This is a genomic window from Halogranum roseipondis (genome assembly GCF_059695585.1).
Genome location: NZ_CM185235.1, coordinates 3,536,846 through 3,557,893, shown reverse-complemented (window position 1 = coordinate 3,557,893; position 21,048 = coordinate 3,536,846). Strand labels below are relative to the sequence as shown.

At 57.8% G+C, this 21,048-nt stretch carries 24 protein-coding genes; 17 read left to right on the top strand and 7 right to left on the bottom strand.

Annotated features, from left to right (window positions below; translation table 11 throughout):
• Window positions 1-32 precede the first annotated feature (32 nt).
• Window positions 33-533 carry a hypothetical protein gene (locus tag EOHIBHHM_RS18570; protein WP_497253244.1) on the top strand — a complete coding sequence of 167 codons (501 nt, stop codon included), beginning with the start codon at window positions 33-35 and terminating at the stop codon, window positions 531-533.
• Window positions 493-732, top strand: coding sequence for a hypothetical protein (locus EOHIBHHM_RS18565; protein ID WP_497253242.1), 240 nt, complete (start codon window positions 493-495; stop codon window positions 730-732). The genes EOHIBHHM_RS18570 and EOHIBHHM_RS18565 overlap by 41 nt, the downstream gene beginning before the upstream one ends.
• Here EOHIBHHM_RS18565 and EOHIBHHM_RS18560 read toward each other — a convergent pair.
• A complete protein-coding gene (locus EOHIBHHM_RS18560; RefSeq protein ID WP_497253240.1) occupies window positions 722-1,123 on the bottom strand; it encodes a hypothetical protein in 402 nt (133 codons plus the stop codon). The genes EOHIBHHM_RS18565 and EOHIBHHM_RS18560 overlap by 11 nt on opposite strands.
• A 3-nt stretch (window positions 1,124-1,126) precedes the next feature.
• Between EOHIBHHM_RS18560 and EOHIBHHM_RS18555 the strand changes: the two genes are divergently transcribed.
• The 13 genes from EOHIBHHM_RS18555 to EOHIBHHM_RS18495 all read left to right on the top strand — a co-directional run bounded on the left by EOHIBHHM_RS18555 (window position 1,127) and on the right by EOHIBHHM_RS18495 (window position 13,821).
• Window positions 1,127-2,659 (top strand): hypothetical protein, encoded by a 1,533-nt coding sequence (locus EOHIBHHM_RS18555; RefSeq protein ID WP_497253238.1) that lies wholly within the window; start codon window positions 1,127-1,129, stop codon window positions 2,657-2,659.
• A 2-nt stretch (window positions 2,660-2,661) separates the two neighbouring features.
• Window positions 2,662-3,123 carry a hypothetical protein gene (locus tag EOHIBHHM_RS18550; protein WP_497253236.1) on the top strand — a complete coding sequence of 154 codons (462 nt, stop codon included), beginning with the start codon at window positions 2,662-2,664 and terminating at the stop codon, window positions 3,121-3,123.
• Window positions 3,120-4,421 (top strand): hypothetical protein, encoded by a 1,302-nt coding sequence (locus EOHIBHHM_RS18545; protein WP_497253234.1) that lies wholly within the window; start codon window positions 3,120-3,122, stop codon window positions 4,419-4,421. The genes EOHIBHHM_RS18550 and EOHIBHHM_RS18545 overlap by 4 nt, the downstream gene beginning before the upstream one ends.
• Before the next feature lie 6 nt (window positions 4,422-4,427).
• Window positions 4,428-4,856, top strand: coding sequence for a hypothetical protein (locus tag EOHIBHHM_RS18540; protein ID WP_497253232.1), 429 nt, complete (start codon window positions 4,428-4,430; stop codon window positions 4,854-4,856).
• A 312-nt stretch (window positions 4,857-5,168) separates the two neighbouring features.
• Complete coding sequence (locus tag EOHIBHHM_RS18535) at window positions 5,169-5,492, top strand: hypothetical protein (RefSeq protein WP_497253230.1); 324 nt, start codon at window positions 5,169-5,171, stop codon at window positions 5,490-5,492.
• Window positions 5,493-5,556: 64 nt separating this feature from the next.
• The gene (locus tag EOHIBHHM_RS18530) at window positions 5,557-6,684 is read left to right on the top strand and encodes a baseplate J/gp47 family protein (protein ID WP_497253228.1); all 1,128 of its coding nucleotides are present in this window, start codon (window positions 5,557-5,559) and stop codon (window positions 6,682-6,684) included.
• Entirely contained in the window at window positions 6,685-7,299 is a 615-nt protein-coding gene (locus EOHIBHHM_RS18525; protein WP_497253226.1) for a hypothetical protein, read from the top strand.
• 2 nt (window positions 7,300-7,301) lie between these two features.
• Window positions 7,302-9,107, top strand: coding sequence for a hypothetical protein (locus tag EOHIBHHM_RS18520; RefSeq protein WP_497253224.1), 1,806 nt, complete (start codon window positions 7,302-7,304; stop codon window positions 9,105-9,107).
• 17 nt (window positions 9,108-9,124) lie between these two features.
• The gene (locus tag EOHIBHHM_RS18515) at window positions 9,125-10,144 is read left to right on the top strand and encodes a hypothetical protein (RefSeq protein ID WP_497253222.1); all 1,020 of its coding nucleotides are present in this window, start codon (window positions 9,125-9,127) and stop codon (window positions 10,142-10,144) included.
• Window positions 10,145-10,335: 191 nt separating this feature from the next.
• Entirely contained in the window at window positions 10,336-10,917 is a 582-nt protein-coding gene (locus EOHIBHHM_RS18510; protein WP_497253220.1) for a hypothetical protein, read from the top strand.
• Window positions 10,917-11,441: a hypothetical protein gene (locus tag EOHIBHHM_RS18505; protein ID WP_497253218.1), complete on the top strand. Its 525-nt coding sequence runs from the start codon at window positions 10,917-10,919 to the stop codon at window positions 11,439-11,441. Before EOHIBHHM_RS18510 ends, EOHIBHHM_RS18505 begins: the two co-directional genes overlap by 1 nt.
• Window positions 11,438-12,520, top strand: a complete 1,083-nt coding sequence (locus EOHIBHHM_RS18500) for a hypothetical protein (protein WP_497253216.1) — start codon at window positions 11,438-11,440, stop codon at window positions 12,518-12,520. The genes EOHIBHHM_RS18505 and EOHIBHHM_RS18500 overlap by 4 nt, the downstream gene beginning before the upstream one ends.
• A 356-nt stretch (window positions 12,521-12,876) precedes the next feature.
• Window positions 12,877-13,821: a DNA adenine methylase gene (locus EOHIBHHM_RS18495; protein WP_497257054.1), complete on the top strand. Its 945-nt coding sequence runs from the start codon at window positions 12,877-12,879 to the stop codon at window positions 13,819-13,821.
• Here EOHIBHHM_RS18495 and EOHIBHHM_RS18490 read toward each other — a convergent pair.
• The 4 genes from EOHIBHHM_RS18490 to EOHIBHHM_RS18475 all read right to left on the bottom strand — a co-directional run bounded on the left by EOHIBHHM_RS18490 (window position 13,818) and on the right by EOHIBHHM_RS18475 (window position 16,163).
• Entirely contained in the window at window positions 13,818-14,885 is a 1,068-nt protein-coding gene (locus EOHIBHHM_RS18490) for a restriction endonuclease (protein WP_497253214.1), read from the bottom strand. The two genes, EOHIBHHM_RS18495 and EOHIBHHM_RS18490, sit on opposite strands and share 4 nt — an antisense overlap.
• A 297-nt stretch (window positions 14,886-15,182) precedes the next feature.
• Window positions 15,183-15,419: a hypothetical protein gene (locus EOHIBHHM_RS18485; protein ID WP_497253212.1), complete on the bottom strand. Its 237-nt coding sequence runs from the start codon at window positions 15,417-15,419 to the stop codon at window positions 15,183-15,185.
• A gap of 71 nt (window positions 15,420-15,490) precedes the next feature.
• Entirely contained in the window at window positions 15,491-15,946 is a 456-nt protein-coding gene (locus EOHIBHHM_RS18480) for a hypothetical protein (protein ID WP_497253210.1), read from the bottom strand.
• A 73-nt stretch (window positions 15,947-16,019) separates the two neighbouring features.
• On the bottom strand, window positions 16,020-16,163 hold the full coding sequence (locus EOHIBHHM_RS18475) for a hypothetical protein (protein ID WP_497253208.1): 144 nt from the start codon (window positions 16,161-16,163) through the stop codon (window positions 16,020-16,022).
• Between the two features lie 291 nt (window positions 16,164-16,454).
• On the opposite strand from EOHIBHHM_RS18475, the gene EOHIBHHM_RS18470 reads away from it, so the two are divergent.
• Entirely contained in the window at window positions 16,455-17,246 is a 792-nt protein-coding gene (locus EOHIBHHM_RS18470) for a hypothetical protein (protein WP_497253206.1), read from the top strand.
• A 12-nt stretch (window positions 17,247-17,258) separates the two neighbouring features.
• On the opposite strand, the gene EOHIBHHM_RS18465 is transcribed toward EOHIBHHM_RS18470, so the two are convergent.
• Complete coding sequence (locus EOHIBHHM_RS18465; RefSeq protein ID WP_497253204.1) at window positions 17,259-18,278, bottom strand: tyrosine-type recombinase/integrase; 1,020 nt, start codon at window positions 18,276-18,278, stop codon at window positions 17,259-17,261.
• 428 nt (window positions 18,279-18,706) lie between these two features.
• Here EOHIBHHM_RS18465 and EOHIBHHM_RS18460 point away from each other — a divergent pair, with 428 nt between their 5' ends.
• A complete protein-coding gene (locus EOHIBHHM_RS18460) occupies window positions 18,707-18,994 on the top strand; it encodes a PadR family transcriptional regulator (RefSeq protein WP_089824692.1) in 288 nt (95 codons plus the stop codon).
• Between the two features lie 171 nt (window positions 18,995-19,165).
• On the opposite strand, the gene EOHIBHHM_RS18455 is transcribed toward EOHIBHHM_RS18460, so the two are convergent.
• Window positions 19,166-20,989 carry a PAS domain-containing sensor histidine kinase gene (locus EOHIBHHM_RS18455; RefSeq protein WP_497253202.1) on the bottom strand — a complete coding sequence of 608 codons (1,824 nt, stop codon included), beginning with the start codon at window positions 20,987-20,989 and terminating at the stop codon, window positions 19,166-19,168.
• Window positions 20,990-21,048: the final 59 nt, after the last annotated feature.

The window sequence follows — 21,048 nt, the reverse complement described above, 5'->3', positions numbered from 1 at the left end:
CACCGTTTTCACTCTTTTATCATACTCTCATCATGCCTGACAGTTCCAACTCCGACACCGGTCGTCCCGTCTCGAAGCTCTATGAAATGTGCGTCCGCGGTGACGAGTACCGCGAGACCCACGAACTCGAAATGTTCGGCGAGACGGTCCCGGTCATCATCAAGCCGCTCAAGGACAAGAAGTTCCTCTCGATTGCGGCGTTCCTCAAGGCCCACCTCGACATGGACGAGGACGAAGCAGTCGACGCCGTCCGCGAGGCCAAGGAGGTGGCTGAGGCAGAGGGCCGCGACTCTATCGACATCTCGAAGATGGACGAGGAGTTCGTCGGGGCGATGCAGCACGCCGCCCGGCTCGGGATTGCCGCCGAGGACATGGGCCACACCCAAGAGGAGGTTGACCAGATGGTCGACATGATGGTTGGCGGGTTCTCGGTCGAGATCGGCGGCGCTGTTCTGGAGGTGTCCGGCGACATCCGTGACGCGACGAAGTTTCGTGGAAGCCGGGGCGGCCAGCGGCGTGCTGGCGCTAAATGAGCATATCCCGCTCGCGCCCACCCAAGCCGATCTCACCCCGTTTCAGCGGATGGTGCTCCTGAAAGAGATGGAGCGACAGCAAGAGCAAGATGGACCGCAGTCTGAACAGGCTCCCGGTCGGGTCAACTCTCGCCACGTCCCCGGCGGGGGCGGTCGCGGCGAGACCGTGACCTACACGAACACCCACGCTAATGAGTGAAACCAAACCCGTCGAAGTTGTTGTCGACGTCGTCGATAAGTTCTCGAAAAAACTCGACAAGCTCGATGATAAGCTCGACAAAATAGACGGCCGGAAGCTCGACGTCGGCCTCGACATTTCTGACGAGGAGGTCGACAAGGTCAAGGCTAGACTCAAGACGCTGGAAGAGTCCCTCGAAGCGTTCCTTGACGTTGAATCGAATCTGGAGGAGGTCTTCTCCAAGCAACAGGCGCTCCAGAAGGATACCCGCTCGACGCACTTTGTTCGGCGGGTCGTCCGGGGCGATGATCCCGGTGGCGGAGGTGGGTTGCGGGGTGTCCTCTCGAAGATGGGCGGTCCCGGCTTCTACGATTCGGACGGGAAGCGGGCGTATGACCGGACCGTCAACCATGTCATGTCCATCGAGGGTGATCTCGACCTCCGAGACCCCCTCGCGGAGATGGAGGAGGATTTCCTCGGCTCTATCGAGCGGATGACCGATGCCTCCGCGGAGTTCGAGAACCGTGGCGTCGGTGCCTCGCGGGCCGAGGGTGGCCGCTCGAACTTCATGGGCGTCCCTATGCCGGATGTCCGACTCGACCGCGACTCTCTTGAGGAGGCGCTGGAGATTGCCCGGACGCAGAACCGCCGTGGGCGACCGTTCTCGAAGGCGATTGGTTCCTTACGGAACGCCTCGACCGGTGCGGCCGCTACGCTCGGTGGTGTGGTCGGCTCGCTTCTCGGTCGATTCACGGACTTCGGTGAGGGCTTCGACCTGAGTGCCTCCTCCGGGAGCATGGCGAAGGCGCTCAAGTTCATCCAGAAGCATCGCCCGACGATTATGATGTGGTGGCAACTGATTGCGCTGCTCATCCCGATGATGATTTCCCTCGCTGGGGCGGCCGTTGGGGTCGTCGCAGCGTTCGGGGCTATCGCCGGGGCTGGCGCGGCTATCGTCGGCCTCGGGGTTCTCGGCTACGGGTCGTCGATGGAGGACTCGCTCAAGCGGTTCCAGCAGCGCCTTGAGGAGGTCAAACAGGACCTCTTTGAGCTGTTCCGCCCGGTTGGAATGGCCTTCCAGCCTATCCTTGATGACCTTCTGACGTCGCTGCCGGTTGTCGCCCGGAATCTGGTTGACCCGCTGATGGGCCTGACCGTCTTCGGCGACTTCTTCGAGTCCGCCCTCTCGGGTGGCTTCTCGTGGCTGGCTGAACTCATCGACGTCATCGTCAATCACGTCGACATGATCACCCAGCTTGGCGCGAAGATGGGTGCGTTCTTCGGTGATGCACTTATCCGACTGTTCACGTGGGGCATCGAGGAACTCTATGAGAACCAAAATGCCTTCCTCGAACTCGGGGCCATCCTGATTTACACCATCGGTATCATCTACCGACTGTCGAAGGTGGCCTCGTTCGTCGTGGCCGCGTTCTGGCCATTCTTCTGGCTGGTGTCGAAGATCGTGGAGGCTATCGACAACAAGTGGGTTGTCGGGCTTCTCACCCTCATCAGCTACCTGTTCCTGATCAAGGGGTTGGTTCTCGGCCTAACTGCGGCGATGAACGTGCTGTCGATTGCGATGATCAAAAACGGCATCGCCGCGATGATCGCCCCGATCAAGTCGTTGATCGTCTGGATGGGGGCGCTGATTGCGAAGGCGTGGGCGGCCAACGCCGCGTTGGGCGTGCTCGCGGCTATCGTGACTGGCGGGCTGGCGCTCGGCGCTGGCTACATCGCCTACAAGCAGGTTGAGAACATGAGCGGACCCACCTCGGCTAGTACCGGATACAGCGGCGGCTTCGGTGATGGACCCAGTTACGGTGGCGGGATGACCGTCATCAATATCGAGGGCGACGTCGGGAAGAAGGAGTACAACAAGCTGCTGGACAAGCAGTTCGGCTCCCGCTACCGCGAACAGAAAACGATTGACTCGGAGATGTCCCGATAACCATGAACGATGAATTTCTCTTGATGGGTAGCGACCTGTTCTTCGCCCCGCTGTTCACGCCGAGCCGGATCGGCGGCGGCAAGGAGCGGAACGTCAACCGAAAGGATTCGTTCTGTGGTGGCGAGGACGTTACCGACAACGGCTCGAAGAACCGGGAGATTCACGTCTCGGGCGTCTTGCTCAAGCGGGAGCTTCCCGTGTTCCACGCGATCCTCGACGGCGGGGATCAGTTCGACCTGATCACAGACGGATGGTCGGGCGAGGTGCTGCTGGAGGGTGGTGATTGGGACGGTCCGGTCGGCATCGAGCCGCAGACAGGTGAAAAGCTGTTCGAGTATAGCTTCGACTTTGTCTCGACCGGCAAGGACGAATACGGCCGAGAACCCTCCACCCATTCGGGCCTCGATGTCGACGGACTGGGGCCGGAATCGGCTGACTACAACGGACCTGCGTTCGGATTATGAGCTGTGAGAACCCGCCTGTCGAACTCCGGTTCCTTCGGAGCGGTATCGACATCCAGCCGTACGAGGTGAACACCCGGATGGAGCAGGGCAAGTACCGCCACCTGTCAGCGGTCATCTCCCGGACGGCCGGGAAACAACTCGTCGACGCGGCGATCACGGGCGAGCCGGTTGCGGTCTATATGCGCGGCGCTCTCCAAGGGCGGTACGTCCTTCCGCAGAACAGCGTCAAGCTGGCCGTCGACGAGGCGAGGCTCACGCTCAAGGATGCCGCAACCATCCTCACCTCGGGTGTCGTCGAGAAGCACTTTGACGGGGTCTCACTCGAAGACGTCGTCGCGTTCATCTACGATCAGGTGGACGACCCCTACGGCGTGCTGACCGGCTGGGAGATGCTGGATGAGACAAGCGCCGGGCTAGTCTCGGAGAGCTACCGGCAACAGGCAGCCGAGTGGTTGGCTGGAGAGGACGCCCAACCGACGGCGGTTCCCGGTCTAACTGGAAGCATGGACGTGGGTGCGATCACGGCTGCGCTCGAAAAGCTCTGGAACGGGATGCCCATGATCAAGGGCGACGAGGGTGGGTTCACCTTCACCGGCCAGACGCCGTGGGAGGCGCTCCAGCAGGTCCAATCGGAGTTTGGCGTCGAGGCGTGGGTTGACCGGGCAGGCGTGCTCTGGGTGGGTATCCCGGCGCTTACGGATGGCGTCATTCACCAAGTGGACGTCGGCCTCGGCTCGGACTACGCGCTCCACCAGTACAACGTGACAACCGCGGACGTCCCGGTGCGGTCGGTGACGGTTCGCGGCCGGACGCGGTGGTATTCGGATGCCGATGGCGGCAACTCCCAGCGCGACGGTGCCCACCTGTACCCGCAGGCGACCGCCTACGTCGACGGGATTGATGGCGACGATCTGGCTCACGGGGAGCCGATTGCGGTCAAGACCCAAGGCGCGGTCGAGCGGGCAGCCCAAAATATGTTCATCAAAGCCTCGATGGCCTACCAATCCGGGAACATCGTGATCAACGGGCTGGCTTCCGAAGCCGTCGACGCGCTGGCTTCCGCCGACATCGGCGACGCGCTTGCGGTTCGACCCGGCGTCCAGAACTACTGTGAGAACGTGGATGGTGGGCTGTTCTTCATCACGCGGGTCCAGCACAGGCTGACCCCGACGGATGGATGGGAAGCCACCTTCGAGGTTGCGGGTGTCCCGACCGGGCTATCTGTCCGGTCGAATCTGGTTAACCCGCAGAACCACGAGACGTATCCAGACTACGAGACATTCGTCAAGGAGACCTAATCAACGATGGATAGAGTGCGGAAGCTCGGCGTGGTTACGACCGCCGAGGTCGACACGGCCGAGAAAGAAGTGTATGTAAATGTCGTGATGGGTCCGAATCAGGAGGCTCGTCGGATGCCGTTCGTGACGCCAGCCTCGGGGATGTGGATTGTCCCCGAGGAGGGCGAGACGGTTGAGGTGGTCGAAATAGACCGAGAACTCGTCGCCCGTTTCCCGAGGTCTCGTCCGAGCTTCCAGATGCCCGATCTGGCTGCGGGTGACTTCTGTTTCAAGTTCGATGAAGGCACCCAGATACGGGTTGCCAACACCGGCTCTGGGTTCGACGTCTCTATCGAGGCATCTGGCTCGGTGACTGTAAATGGAGTCGACATCGAAAACCACACCCATTCTGTCCAGACGGATTCGGGGACTTACGAGTCCAGTCCGCCTAATTAGGCTGTCTGGGAGGGTATATCAAATGATGTATCCTCATAAGGGTAAGGAGGTTTCCAGTTGGGTTCTACCTTATCAGGAGTACCCCGTTAGACCGAGAACCACTCCGGTTGGGTTATCCCATTAGGTCGGAGGGTTCTCGGTCTAATTAGACATCCTGTCAGGACTATCCTATTAGGAGTACCGTAGTAGAACAGTCTTCCCAGAACTCCGGTTTTGTTCGTGGGAAGTTCCTCTCCACCCTACCTTCGGTAGCCAGTAACATAACTATTCTGTATAATCTCATTAAGAAATATAATTGATACTCATTAGCACATGGTAGACATTGGACTTGACGAGAATTTTGATGCCTTTCTGAACACTCGGAAGGACGTCCAGACGGTCCGTGGCCGAGCACAGTTCGAGCAAAATCTCCGTGTTCGGCTGACGGCCTACTTGCTGGAGAATATCGGGCTTCTGGATACCGACGCGGCGTTGGCGAACATCAAGTTGCAGGTCGAGCGGGCGGCCCGTGACTATGATGTCATCGAGCGGCTGGCCGGGTACGATGCCCAGCTTTCTGACGACTCTCCGAACACCGTCGAGGTGACTGTCTTGTACGACACCGGGGAGGCGTTCACCTTTTCTCTAACTGACTGATATGACTGATTTTCAAAACGGACGCTATGTAGGTGATTCTGTCGAGGCGAATCTCGCCGCGCTGATGTCCATTGCGAAGACGCTGTGGTCGGAGGACCTCAACGACGACGAGTTCGCCGCGATCAGGCTGTTCTACCGGCCGGTCGCGGTGCTGCTCTCGGAGTTGCAGGGAGACCTCGCAGCCGTCCTTGATGCAGCGCAGCTTGACTATGCGACCGAGACAGCCCTCGACTTGCTGGTGGCGATCATCGGCGTTGAGCGGAAGCCCGCCAAGAAGGCGACCGGCTCGGTGACCTTCTCTCGGGACTCGGCAGCCAGCGTCGACTACGTCATCCCGAAGGGGACTATCGTCCAGACCGACGAGATCGCACCGGTGCAGTTCCAGACGACCGCCAAGGCGACGCTGACCGCGGGGACGACCTCTGTGTCGGATGTCCCCGTCGAAGCCGTCACGGGCGGCGAGAGCGGCAACGTCGGGGCTGATACCTTGACGGTCTTGCCGGACCCGCCGGTCGGGTTCAACCCGGTCGGTTCAACGACCAACCCGGCGTCGACGTCGGGCGGTGTCAATCGGGAGCCGGATGACGAGCTACGTTCTCGTGCTCGCAAGGAGATCAGCGAGGGGTCCCGTGGTACGCCCGCGGCCGTCAAGAACGGGATTCTGAACACGACCGAGGCGACGTCGGTCACCTACTTCGTCAACGATGACGACGCCACGGACGCGGACGGTATCCCGCCGCACCACATCGAGTACGTTGTCGACGGTGGTGATGATCTCGAAGTGGGTCAAGCCATTTGGGACCACAAGGGCGGCGGCTCCGGGACCTATGGCGGCGCTCATGGATCGGCCGTGAACGTCTCCGTTGAGATCGGGAATGGCCGGACGCACCCGGTCGACTACAGCAGGCCCACACAGGTCCCTGTGTACGTCGATGTCTCCGTCGAGATCGATGCCACGTTTGAGGGCACGGCGTCTATCGAGGCGGCCGTGGGTGGCTATGTGGCTGGCCTCGGCGTGGGCGATGACGTCGTCTATGCCAAGCTGATCTCGGCGGTCCTGTCGGTGAAGGGCGTGCTTGACGTGCCGTCGCTGACGGTCGGGAAGTCTGCGTCACCCACGGGCACGTCGAATGTGGCTATCGCGGATTCAGAGAAGGCGACCGCGCCGCTGACGACCGTGACGGTGGTGTAGATGGCCCACGATACCATCGAGGAGCGCCTTGTCCGTGAGCTTCCGTCGTTCTTTCCGAAGGCGGACGATTCGGGGAACTACGCGCTTCTCGGCTCGATTGGGCAGAAGCTCTCTGGTGTCGAGACTGACACCGAGAAGGTTCTCAACTCGATCAATCCGCTGACGGCCGAGTCGGTCGAGCAGCTTGAGCGGAACGCCCGGCTTGTCGATCTCCCGTCGAAGGCGGGCGAGGGGCTGGAGCATTACCGTGCTCGGGTGCTGGCTGAGTATCTGGCGGCGACCTCGAAGGGGTCCGTTCGGGATATTCTCCATGCGGCGACGACGATTCTGTCTGTTCCGGTTGACGGTATCGGCTACTCGGAGCAGACCGGGAACGCTCGCGTCGAGGTGGAGGTCCCTACGTCGGCGCTGGAGGACATGACGCTGACGTCGACGGAGTTGGCAGAGTACCTCCAGAAGGTTGCCTCGGGCGGTATCGCCGTCGATGTCGTCACCTCCGGCACTTTCACCTACCGCACCTCGACTGAATCGAACGACGCCGCGGCTGGCTACGATAGCCTGAACGCGAGCGGCGAGCCGACTGACTCCGGTGGCACCTACGCCGGGAAACTCTGATTATGGCAACCTATTCTACTAATCTGAAATCGTGGGGGACTGCCGGGTCTGCATACCCGGACGGGTACTCCTACACGGTCGGCGAGCAGCCGGTAGATGCGTGGGACAACTTCTTCAACAGTAACGTCATCAAGGACATCCAGCATCTCGTCTCGCTGACGAACTCGTTGGATGCGGACGTGTCGGGTCATACGGCCGATACCGGCAACCCACACTCGGTGACTGCCTCGCAGGTCGGTGCGGTCTCTCTGTCTGGTGATACGCTAACCGGGCCGCTGGAGTTCACTCCCGGCGTCCGCCCGGAGCTTCATTACGAGTCGTCTGCCACGGGCCAGCTTGGAAACGCGATCTTCGAGTTCTGGGATGACGTGGATTCTGCCAGACATGGGTGGTTTGGGTGGTATTCCGGTAACATCCGAATCGACCATGAAGACTCGAACAACTGGCTCGAAATCGGCAATTCGGGGCTTCTGTACTCTGGGAGCGACGTCTGGCACTCGGGGAACTTCGACCCGGCGACGAAGTCGGATACAACCCACAACCACGACGCTGACTATCTCGGTATTTCAGCGAAGGCCGCTGACTCCGAGAAGTTGGATGGGCTGGACTCCTCGCAGTTCCTCCGGTCGGATACGACGGACAAGACGACCGGGAACTTCTACATCGACAACAACGGCTTCGGTGGGACGGCCGCGATCTCGCTTGCGGTTGGAGACACCGACACGGGTCTTCATTCCGATACCGACGGTCGGTTGGAAGTCTGGTCGAATAACTCCGAGCGGATCACCGTCACCCACGGCTCGACGAACGTCCTGAATACGCTTCAACAGAACGGGAACGATGTCTGGCACGCGGGTAACTTCGACCCGACGACGAAGTCGGATACGGGTCACAACCACGATGGCCGGTATTACACCGAGTCCGAAGCCGACAGCCGGTTCGCCGGTCGGAAGCGGGAGACGTTCTTGTTCTCGCAAGACGCTCCGGGCTGGTATCGGATTGCGGAGAACGGGCTGGTTACGGACGGGTCTTCTGACGGTGATCGAGCCGGGGCGCTGTTCACGGTCTCGGATACCGAAAGCGGCGAGCACCGCTGGGTGACGTTCTATGCAAGCGCCGTGTTCGGCCAAGAACCCACGCTGACTGTGGTTGCCTCGTCGGCCTATGGGAGCAACGGTATCGCCGAGAAGCTCCGACTGGTCACCGGCAGTACCTACGAGGGTGCTGCTGTTGAGGCGTACTTCAACGGAGACGGGTCGACCTCGACGGCGGAGATGGAAGTCATCGTTCACAACGACGAGTGGCGCTCCGGGTGGGACCTGTCGAATGTCGGCACGGCCGGGAGCGTCCCGACCGGCTTCACCACGACTACTGTCGATCTGACGAAGGGCTACCTTCTCGGTGGGTCCGCCGACGGCTACGACGATGCCTTCCGGGTGTCCCGTAGCGGCGACGTCTACTCCCGTGGTGACAAGCTCGCCTCGGAGACGTGGGTCTCCTCGAATTACTCGCCGAACTCACACACCCACGATGGGCGCTACTACACCGAGACCGAGGTGGATACCCTCCTCTCTGGGAAGTCCGATACGGGTCATGCCCATGACGGCCGGTACTACACGGAGACTGAGGTCGACAATCTCCTCTCTGGCAAGTCGGATACGTCCCACAACCACGACGGGCGCTATGTCCGGCTCGCTGGTGGGGCTGAGCTTCCGGTTTTTGCGTCGACCGCAGACGTCCCGGCGCTCTCTGAGGGCGAGGTCGTCTATGTCTCTGGTGATGGGCTGTATGTCGAGAACGGCGTGTAAACAACTTCTAACTCTGTATGACTAACTACTCTACTCAACTCAAGACGTGGGGCGATACTGGTGAGGCATACCCGGATGGGTATTCGTACCTCGCTGGGGAGCAGCCCGTCGACGCGTGGGACAACTTCTTCGCCTACAACGTCGTCAAGGACGTCCAACATCTGGTATCGCTCACGAATAGTCGGCTGGACTCGTCGCGGGGGAGTTCTCGGCCCGCTTCGGCGTCGCCGGGTCACATCCACTTCGATACCGCCAACGACCGGGTCGAGGTCTACAACGGCTCGGCGTGGAAGGTAATCGCCAAGGACGGCGACGTCTCGAACCACCTGAGCGACACCGGTAATCCGCACTCGGTAACTGCGGCTCAGGCGGGGGCGATCCCGGACGAGAACGGCGCTGTCTCCGAGGCCCACTTGGCCTTCTCTGTGGCGACACAGTCCGAGGTTGACTCACACCTGACTGATTCGACGAACCCGCACTCGGTGACCGCCGCACAGGTCGGCGCGTACAGCAAGGCCGAGGTGGATGCAGGCTTCGCCGCGAGTGGCCACGACCACGACGGTCGGTATTACACCAAGTCACAGACCGACGGCCGCTATGCCGATGCTGGGCACACCCACGACGGGCGCTATGTGAACGCCGCGGGTGACGCCATGTCCGGTGATCTGGATTTGGCCGGGAACCTTCTGTCGAATGTGGCGGTCCTCTCGGGGTACAACGGGGCGCTGTCGCTTTCGGATGACCTGCTGGATGACGCCGCGAACGTCGTCTACGATATGGCGGCCAAGCGCGTCCCGGCTGACCGAGTCGAGCAGGGCGCAGGTTCTCGGCTGGACGCGGATACCCTCGATGGACAGCACGCGTCGGCCTTCTCGCTCGCGGGCCACGATCACGACTCTCGGTACTACACTCGTGGTCAAGTAGACGCCAAGAAGGGTGCCATGCCCGAGTACAGTTCGACGACCGAGGCCGATGCCGCTCTGAATCCGGGTGAGGTTGGCTACGTAACTGGTGACGGGTTCTACGCGAAAATTTAGATTCTACTATGGTTCTTGATAAGATTCCCTCATTTCAGGAGGTAAAGGATTGGGCAAACAACCGGTTCTCCCAGATCGGCCACTCTCACGACGGTCGCTATTACACCGAGTCCGAGATCGACAGTCAATGGGGTAACTATGGGACGAACGGCTCGCGCGATTTCTTCGGGAATGGTAACGGTCGCCTGTTCGTGACCTACGTTGACGCTAACGGCGACCCGGAGAGCGTCACGATGAACTACTCTCAGGATTACGCCAATGGGGTGAATATTCTGGGTCCGCTCAAGAATAACGGGAACACGGTTGCGACTCGGAATTGGGTGAACAATAATATCAAAACAGCGCCCGCAGATGACGGGAGTGGGAATATCTTAATGCACAACGGGGGGAGTGGAGACGTCAGACGAACTAACTCTGGTGCTTCTCTCTACCAAGGTTCGAGTGGAATGGAGAAGATGGGTGAAGTTACGCTTGATTTCACCGGGTTCCAGTATGCATCGTTTCGGATTAAAGGAAGTGAACTTCATGGGGAGCACCGGGCGGAAATTGAACTCCGAGCACCCAATGGAGCGACTCCCGTTAAGCTATACGATATACCACCAAACGGTACTAAAACCAGCAATTGGCAGGGAACATACAACTGTATCGACAAAACTACCGAAGTATTTGAAATTTGGGCGGATGTATATGGTGCTTCTGGTGGAACAGATTGGGAGGCGAAATTACATTGGGTCGAGGTTGACAGGAACAAATACTGGACAGAGGTGAACTAATGCTCTCTCTCGGCCCATCTGCTGATTGGGTAGAGACATTGCGGTGCTGGTTGTTCCCGAAGCTCCATCCGTTCTTGGTGCGTTCCCGGCTGTCGTATGGCGTCGGCTCGGTCGGTCCGAACCAGTACGTTGGGACGGTCAAGGTCGACGAGGAGGCGCTGGAGCGAGAGCTTGCTGCTATCGGCGGGCACCGGAACTGGCTCGCCTGCTTCAAGTATCGCGGCGAGGTCTTCGTCGGCGATCCGTCGGAGGGATCGTGGCGGATGACTCGTGAGACGGACCCGCGACCCTATGATGAGTGGCTGGAGCCGGGTCGCCAGATTCACTTCACGTTCTTCCAGAATACGGAGAACCCCGAGTGGGTCGACATCTACGCCCACGAGGAGTGGATGCCCGAGGTGAAGCCGATTGATCACAAGAATGGGGTTGGGTTCTCGGCTGAGGACGGCGCTCGCCAAGCCCGTGTGCTGCTCGATGAATACGCCTTCCTCGTGGTGTTTGACGAGGTTTCTGTCTCTGAATGAATCTTACTCTTACTGACTTACTGAAACTGTATCCGAGAATCGGCGCGTCTGCCGTTCACGATGACTATGCTGGCCGTGGAAGCTACCCGGTCGGGCCGTCGTTGACGGTCAAGGATGCGGATGCGATTGTTCTGACTGCCAGCCAGCTTGAGCGAGCGATCTCGGACCCGTCTGTCACGTACATCTGTGTCTATGACGATCTGGACGCGACCGGCTACAAGTATGTCCTGTCGTCTCGGAAGGTCATCTACGGCGACGACGTCGTGATCTCTGTTGAGGACCGCCCACACCCCCTGATCGACGTGCGGGCTGATTACTGTCGTCTGAGCGGGCTGCATTTCGAGTTCCCAGATGCGGGTTACTACCAGATTTGCGAGCGGTTCGGTGTCGACAGTATCTATGCGGACGGGAACGCCTATATTTCGACGGGCGTCTCCGTTAACGGCGCGTATTTCGAGATGGACTACTGTTCCGTTTCTGGGACTACCCATGCGGGCGTCGAGGTCGGACGGGCATCCTACCCGAACTGGTGTCATATCCACCATTGTGAGTTCGTGAATGGTGCGTCTGAGTCGCTGGGCTATGGCGTGACGGTGTTCCGTGGCTGGCCGCTGATCAACTACTGTGTCTTCGATAATAACCGGCACAGCGTGGCCGGTGACGGTGCTGCGGACTGTGCGTTCCGGGTGTCGAACTCTGTGTTTGGCCCGCGAACGATGTCCCATGTGATTGATATGCACCGGGGTGACGAGGTGACGTCGTCTGAGGGGAGCTATGGTGGGCGACAGGTTCACGTCCATGATTGTGTTGTCATGGCGACCGAGGCCGACCGGACTCACAAGGGCGAGCCGCTACCGGATCCGCGTCCGCAGGAGGCTGTGAAGCTCCGTGGGCCGCCGCTTGAGGGTGGCTCGATTGAGCGTAACTGGTTCTTCCACCCGGAGCGGTCTGTCGCTCCGCTGGACGTCTCGGGGACGTGTACAGCCTTGTATGGCGCGGAGTCGTTCGAGGCCTGTGGTGTCGTGATGCAGAATAACGTGTACGGACCGACTGGGCCGGAGATAGTCGGGCCGGTCTAATTGAGGTCACAAAAATGAATCTTCCTGAGATTATCGTTGTCGGTGATGTGGAGCTACTCTTTGTGGGTATGGCGATTGCGGCTGGGTTGCCGCAGATGGCTCGCCGGATTCTGGCGCGTCGGTATGGCGTATCGGATCAGACCGAGAACGCTGCGAGCTATGAGGTCCCCGGGAAGGACCCCTGTAAGCCAGACCAGTAATAGTCGGATTCGTTGAGGTCTGTTGTGAAGTAGTCAGATAATAAGCGGCCCATGAATCAGGATATTTCATTCACAGATTTGGCACACAAATTCAACCCTTTCTAAGACGAGAAGGTGCCTTTATCAAGGACCCTCCTCGTTCATTTGATAACGAGAATGGTGAAGCCAGTTCTAAAATGGGCGGGCGGTAAGACGCAAATTCTGCACGAGATAGTACCGCGTCTACCGTCTGAATACAACCATTATCACGAGCCGTTTTTCGGTGGCGGCGCAGTTTTCTTCGATCTACAACCACCGAATGGGACAATCAACGACCTGAACAGTCGGTTGATGAACTTCTATCGAGTCGTGCAGGAGCGTCCTGAGGACCTTATTGAAGTCAATCAAGAGCACCAACGCGACATTGACGAGTTAGACGAAGACGGGGTAGAGGACTACTACTACGATAGACGAGACGAGTTCAATTCTCTCCGGCGACATGGTCTCTGTGAGAACGAAGTCAAAGAAGCCAGCCTGTTGTTATTCTTGAACAGGATGTGCTACAATGGCCTGTACCGTGAGAACCAGTCTGGAGAGTACAACGTGCCCTTCGGCCATCGGTACGATGTGGACGTAGTTAGGAAAGACCGCATCTACGGTGTCAACGATGTTCTACAAGACACAGACATCCGTAATCAGGACTTCACGTACATTCGCCACGTAGCGCAGGAGGGTGATGCGGTGTACTTCGATCCACCATACAAACCCGTGAGTGACACGGCGAATTTCGAGGACTATCTCGCAGGAGGATTTGGTGCAGAGAAACAGCGAGAACTTCGTGACCTCGCCATCGAACTGCATGAAAAGGGCGTGTACGTTACTATTTCCAATTCGTGGCCAGCCCGAGTACTCTACGGGGAAGACGACGAAGAAATTGAGGACGATCTTGACACGGACGTAGACATCCCGGAGGAGTTTGAAGTGGAGCCTATCACGGCGAATCGCAGTATCAATCGTAACGGCGACGACCGTACCGGGACGAAAGAGATTGTCGTCACAAACATTCCCATAGGCCAGCGTCAGGGGACGCTGAGTTCGTTCAGCCAAAAACAGGACGATTAGTAGTCCGTTAGGCCCTTTTTGAGGTATTCATACGTCGAGTTCTTGAGGTTTGGCCCGTGGCGTACCACCTCGGGCAATTTCTCTATCCATCGACCAATCGTGTCCCCACGACGGTAAGCGGTGTTCTCTGAGAGTCCGTGCTCATGATTTTCAGGTAGAGTATTCTCAAAGACAATTTCTTGTAGCTCGGTGTGTTCCATTGTGCCCCGCCTCTCTAACTCGTCCAACACACGCTTCGCTATCTCCATCCCCCGTATTCGCTCAAATAGGAGTTCCTGTGCCGCCTCATCGTCCCCCTCATTTAGATATTGTACGTACTCCGCACCAATGCGCGAGAGTGTCCATTGGCGGCGTTTGTATCCCGAGTGTTTAACTCGCGTATCCTTGTGAACGAACCCAAGCGGCCACGCGGCGTGGGGGTAATAATCCGCTTGCCTCTCGTCCCACTCCTTGCCTGTCTCCAGTTCAAGGAACTGGGCGATTGTCGGCTTAACATCATATCCCTGACCGATGCCGCGTAGAGCGATATTCAGCACCTCTACCGTGTCTGCTTGCGGAACCGCATCGGAGCGAACGAGATTGTTGTCCTCCAACTCGAATATGTCCCAAAATTCCCAATCCGTCGCATACTCGTTTTCATCCTCTTGAACGACGCCAAGCTCACTCTGGAGCATGATGTCCGCCAATTGGTCGCCATCAATGAGTCGGATATGGCCCTTGTTTGCGCTCGTTTCTGCCGGACCGCTAAAGTAGGAGGTGGTGATGAACGTCCCGGTTTGGTATTCTCCTTCCCGAAGCGATCCCTTGAACGTCCGCATCTCGTCGGATGAAACGCTATTTCCGTGATCTTTCCGTTTCGCTTGAACGCCGAGCCGGGCTTGGAAAAGATCGCGGTCAATTACCGCATGAACGTCGATACCCGCGTCACCAGAGCGCGGGGTCAGTTCAAGTTCCTGAGTGGGTTCTGACCGCTTAATAAGAATACGGCAGAGCTGTTCAAATTGGCTGGGACTAATGGAAAGAGCGCGGTCGAGGATGTCATCTTTTGCCGCGGACGCTTGCATCGTTTCCTCACAGAGGGCTATGTGACAAAAGTCTGCCTATTCAATCAGTACGGACATTTCCCGTCCGGGGTTATATACACTTCATTTTGCCAATCATCGTTGGCTAATATCCATTCACCTTCGTTGACAAGGCGCTCAAATTCGTCTCGGTCATACTCATACGAGTCACCGGGTGAGGGGCCAATAAGTCGAACTTTGTCGCCCTTGCGCTTTAGCTCGAAAAATAGTGGGTCACGACGGGACTGAGGACCCAATGCTCCTTCCCAATCTCCAACATCAACGTCATTTCCAGACATACTATTCTTTCCTACGAAGTTCTATGATCTCGCCATTTGGCTCGTACTCCATCTCACCGGCCTTTTCAATTGACTCGCCTTCCTTGAGGTGACTAAAGTTGTCCTGTACCCATTGCTGTAAGTCAGAATCGAAGGGGTCTGGAAGGTCTGGGCGGTGTTCTGAGAGAACGCCAAATACGTCCTTTCCACCATCTGGCGCATTGTCGCAATATACTTCGATGTTAACAGTTCGAGTCATAGATTATGAACCAGTTTCCCATCTGGGATAAAAAATATTCCTTCTAAGGGTGCTTACCCAGTCTCGTGGAATTACGCATCCACCGGCTTTGGAACCCACTTGATTTCACCGTCTTCGCTTTCTTCTCGAACCAACTCGGCATCTGCGAGTTTAGCAGCTTCCTTTGCCACATCCAGCGTGACTGTCGCTTTCTTCATGCTGCCTGAGCCACGTTCGTAGTATTCCTCGTTATCGGTGATTTTGACATCAACATATGGCCCAAGCCCTTCTCGGTTCAATACGGAGGCACGCCCCGCGCCAACACCACCGAATGACCGCGTCTCACCATCGACGGTCGTAACTGTGCGACTTACCCCATTACCCGACCCCTCAACGAAGTATTCGACGTATCCATTCTTCTCAGCATACCAGTAGTCACCCTTGTGGTCAAATCTGAACTCACTACGGTCAGGGATGTCTTCATCAACCAGTAATGCCAGTTTGATGTTCCCTATGAAGGAATAGAGCTTGGCGTCGATGACCTTCATGCAATATCGGGATTCGTGTGTCGGTTAAATATATTGACTGGGCGGACGGCGGTTGCTGTTGGTCTACTTACGGTTAACCCGAGAGGTAGCTGTCGATTTCGTCGCTGAACTCGATCAGTTCGCGGCGTTCGGGTTCGGAGATCCTTTCGTGGGCGATGGCCTCATAGATTCGTTCTTGGACGAGAACTGCCGCCTGTTTTGAGGGTTTGAGGCTCATGTTTACTATTTGTACTTTAAATATGATAAGTGTGTCGACAATTATATATTCACACGGTGAGGGAGCGCAGCTTCGTGGTAATATTTATCTCGGTATATTTATGTTTATATGTCTCGTTCTCTTGTTTGTTGCCTACCACGACCGGTTTGGTCTAAATATGAAAATGGACTAACCGTCATTGCCCAACAGGGCTTTTTCCGACCGTCACCACGCGCTGTCAGTACGGGGTATTTGCTACCTTACTGAGCGTTTAAGCAGATTTCATAAGTATCGGTAGTAAATACATTCTTGATGGTCCAAAGACGTACTCCAATCGGATTTGGCCTCTATGATCTACTAACTCGGATTGTTCCCGGTAGCATCTTCATCATCGGCACTCTCATTCCAGCAGGCGATTTTAAGATGGTTTTGTCATACGCAGATTCCACTATCGGGTTAGTGATGTGCGGGATTACCGCTCTCGTATTGGGAGAGGGAATTGATCTGATGCGTCGAAATATGATTCCAGTTCCCGGTGTATTTGGCCGAATTTTATATACCGAAGATCGAGACCCAACTCATTTGGGGATAATTGATCGGTGGATGCGGGAGCGGGAGATTGAGATTTTTGACACCAAGTTTAAAAAGACAATATCTGATACACTCTCGATATATTCTCAGACAGATCGTGATTTCTTACAGGAGCTTAGGGATGAGTTCGGCCTAAGTGAAGATTTCCAAGATACACACGATCTTTACAATTTGTTATTAATCCGGGTGGAGCCAACTATGTCCAGTCAGACGAAGCGGTATCAGACCATGTTTACCTTTTATGAAAATTCGAGGGTTGCGGTGCTCTCAATATCTGTGACAATAACTTTCCTGTCTCTAATATCTGATTCCTACACACTTGTATTAGCAATCGGAATTACTTTTTTGTTGTTCCTATTTCAGGTGGGAATATCGACCCTTTTCGATTTCACCGGTCGTGTTGAGAGCCTATATATCAATTCTCTCGTAATTGAATTTTTCAGTCAGTATGATCCATCTCCGGATCAAAACCCGGTCGAGTCATCACGGTCTGAAAACACCGTGTCGCAATAGAAGATTGGGAGATCAGTCGAGGTTGTCAAGGAACCGCTTTCGGTTCTGGCGCTTCGAGCGTTCTGTCTGACGGTCGTAATGCTTGGTCAGGACTGTGACCGAGACATTGGCTCGTTCGGAGAGCTTCTCTTTTGGCCAGTCGCAGTCGAGGTGGAATGTGATTGCTGATCGGCGAAGTGGGTGTGGACTCATTGAGCCGGGGCATTTTGAGGCCTGTTTCTTTTTCGTCGCTTCGCAGGTCTCGGGTTCTCGGTCGTCGTAGGGACAGTCGCGTCCGATGTGGCAGGGTCGGGTTATCGCGTAGATGTCTTTTCGGAGGAGGCTTCGGTAGAGACGGGTTGTCGGTGTGGTGAATAGCGGGTTTCGTCCATGGTCATCGACGACGTCGTCTCGGTGCTTGGCAATGTAGTCGTCGAGGACGTCTCGCATGGCGTCGTTGAGGTTGAGTTCTCGCTCGGCCGCTTTGTCGTTTTTGAGGGTGGTTCCGGTTTCCGGCCGGTGTCGGATTTCGATGTATCCTTCTTTGGAGTGGTAGTCTTCGAGGTCGATGGCGATGAGGGTCCCCATGCGGATGCAGGTGTGCCACATGAGTTGGAAGGTGGCGTGCCGTCGGGTGGCGTATTCGTAGGTGTGGAGGTAGTCGAGGATGTCTTCGACGCGGTCGCGCGGGAGCATCTTTTTGCTGACAACGTCTTCGTTGTCGAGGTCGGGGAGGACGACTTTGTCGGCGAGTCCGGCTGTGACGATGTCGTATTGTTCGCACCACCAGAGGAATTGCCGGAGGTAGGAGAGGTAGTTTTTGAGGGTCAGCGGTTTGATGTCTCGTGCTTGTTGTTCCATGCGGAACTGCTGGAGGTGGTAACCGTTGAGTTGGTCCATCGTTTGGATGTCGTGTTCTCGGCAGAACTCGGTGAACATCCGCAAGAGGTATTTGTAGTCTCGGTAGGTGCTTTTGGCGTATTCGTTTTCGGCGTGCTGTTTGAAGTCCTGTGCGGCTTGTTCTGGGGGGAGTTCGACTGCTGGTTGTGTCATCGTCGGTCTCTGTCTGGGGGCAAGAGGCCGACGCGTCCGATGTCGGGTGCGGCGAGCGGAGCGAGCCGTGTGGGGTCGGGTGAATTGGCGAGCGGAGCGAGCCAAGTTCAAATCCCTCCGACCCCACTTCCTTGCGAACTCACACGGTGAGCGTCCGGTGTGCTCGCGAGTCGAGCGTCTCGTCGGCGGTTCTCGTCGCACTCTCACGCGACCGGACGGTTTCCCGGGTGCGTGACTCGACTCGTCGAACGCCGCGAGAGAGCCCGGCTCCGTCGCCGTCGTCCGCCTCGGGGGAGTCGTCCGACGCCGACGGCGAACGTTTCAGCGAGAAAGAAGTTAAAAAGGGTCCTTCTGCAGTAGCAGACGCTCCAGATATTGTATACTATTGACAATTGCTATGCTCTCGCAGGACGTACTGTGGAAGTATGCTGTTCGACCTCACCGGGTTCCAGCGTGACCTACTGTACGTCATCAGTGGACTCGACCACCCATCGGGACAGGACATCAAAGAACGGTTCGAGCGCGACTTCGGACAACAGATCAAACACGGTCGGCTCTATCCGAACCTCGATCACCTCGTCGAGAGCGGGTTCGTCGAGAAGGGCCAACTCGACCGGCGAACCAACTACTACCACCTGACCGACCTCGGGCGGCAGAAGTTGGACCAACGGCGCGAGTGGGAGAATCAGGTGCAAGCCGATACGTCGACCGCGTAGCCGGGTGTTTCGATCAGCCCGTACCGACCGCGAACCGTCGGTAGACCAGGAACCGTCGGTACCCTTTGATCACCGTCGAGCAGTGCGTACGCCGCGAGTATCGTCTCCGGTCGGGCAAGAAGCGGACGGTCGCTCGACGTGGTAACCGGTTGCTCGGCGTCGACACGACCGTCATCTACGGGGGAGCGTGAAGTAGAACGTCGCCCCCTCTCCCGGCGTCGACTCGACCCAGATCTCTCCCTCGTGGAGCTCGACGATCTTCTGACAGATCGCGAGACCGATCCCGGCGCCGTCGACGCTGTTTCCGTAGAAGAGCGTGAAGATCCGCTCTCCTTCCTCGGGGTCGAGTCCGATACCCTCGTCCTCGACGGCGAACCGCCACTCGTCGTCTCGCCGCTCGACCGAGACGTGGACCCGCGGTGTCCCCTCCGAGTACTTGATCGCGTTGTTCAGCAGGTTCTGCAGCAGTTGGACGAGCAGCGTCTCGCTCCCCTCGACGGTCGGGAGGTCGTCGCTCGTGATCTCGGCGTTCGTCCGGTCGATACTGACAGTGAGGTTCTCCTTCGCGCGGTCGACGACCGACTCGAAGTCGACCGGTTCCACGTCGTCGAACTCCCGTGAGACTCGCGAGTAGGCCAGTAGGTCGTTTATCATCCGCTGGAGTCGCTTCGACCCGTCGAGTGCGAACTGCAGGAACTCCATCGCCTCTTCGGGCAGCGTCTCGCCGTGCCGCCGTTCGAGCAGTTCGAGATAGCTCGACACCATCCGCAGCGGTTCCCGGAGGTCGTGGGAGGCGACGTAGGCGAACTGCTCCAGTTCGGCGTTCGACCGTTCGAGTTCGGCGATCGTCTCGTCGAGCTCCGCCTGCTGCTGTTGCAACAGCTGTTCGCTTCGCTTGAGGTCGGTGACGTCTTCGGCGGCGACGACCATCCGGACGACGTCGCCGCTCTCGTTCCGTATCGGCGCGAAGCTCGTCGAGAGCCAGCGGACCGTCCCGTCTTCCAGTTCGACCCCGTGTTTGTAGCCGAGCACCGCTTGCCCCTCTTCGAGCACTCTCCGCGTCGGGTAGTCCTCGAGCGACAGCGGTTCGCCCTGCTCGTCGTACAGCGTCCCTTCCGTCTCCTCCAGACTGCGGCCCAACAGCGGCCGTCCCTCCTCGCCGAGCAACGCCTCGGCCCGTGCGTTGCTCTGGACGACCGTTCCCGTCGCGTCGAAGACGGCCATCGCCATCGGACTCACCTCGAGAATCCGTTCGACGAGCGCCTTCTCCTCGCGAAGGCGTTCGTGTTGCTCCTTCCGTTCGGAGACGTCCTGGACGTAGACCGAGAGACCGCTGTCGGAGGGGTAGATCCGCACGTCCATCCAGCGGTCAAGCAGCTCCGAGTAGTGCTCGAAGTCCGTCGGTCGCTGGTTCTCGAGCGCTCGCAACAACTCGTCGTGTATCTTCGTCGACTCGATCGTCGGGAACTGCTCCGTGAGCGACCGGCCAACGAGCTCCTCCTCGGGCCGCCCGAGGAGCGCCGTCGCCTGGTCGTTCACGTAGGTGAACCGGAGTCGCTCGTCGAAGGCGACGACTGCGTCGCTGATGCGGTCGAGGATCTCGTCGACCCGCCGGTGTTCGGCCAAGTCGTGGGTGACCTTGCTGTAGCCGCACAGCTCGCCGTCCCGCCAGAGCGAGGTGATGACGACGTGTGCCCAGAACCGCGATCCATCTTTTCGGACGCGCCAGCCGTAATCCTCGGCCCGTCCTTCGTCGGCGGCGACGGCCAGTTCACGTTCGGGGAGGCGGCGCTCGCGGGCCTCTTCGGGGTAGAACGTCGAGAAGTGTCTCCCTCGTATCTCCTCTGCGGTGTACCCTTTGATCCGTTCTGCGCCGGCGTTCCAGGTGACGACCCGGCCGTCCGGATCGAGCAGAAATATCGCGTAGTCTTCGACCTGCTCGACGAGTAACCGGAACTCTGACTCCGGAGCGAGATCTGGTTCCGGAACGCCCATACCGCTCGTTGTGTTTCTATCCGCTTTTATCTATCGGATAAAAATATAGTAGCTAAACA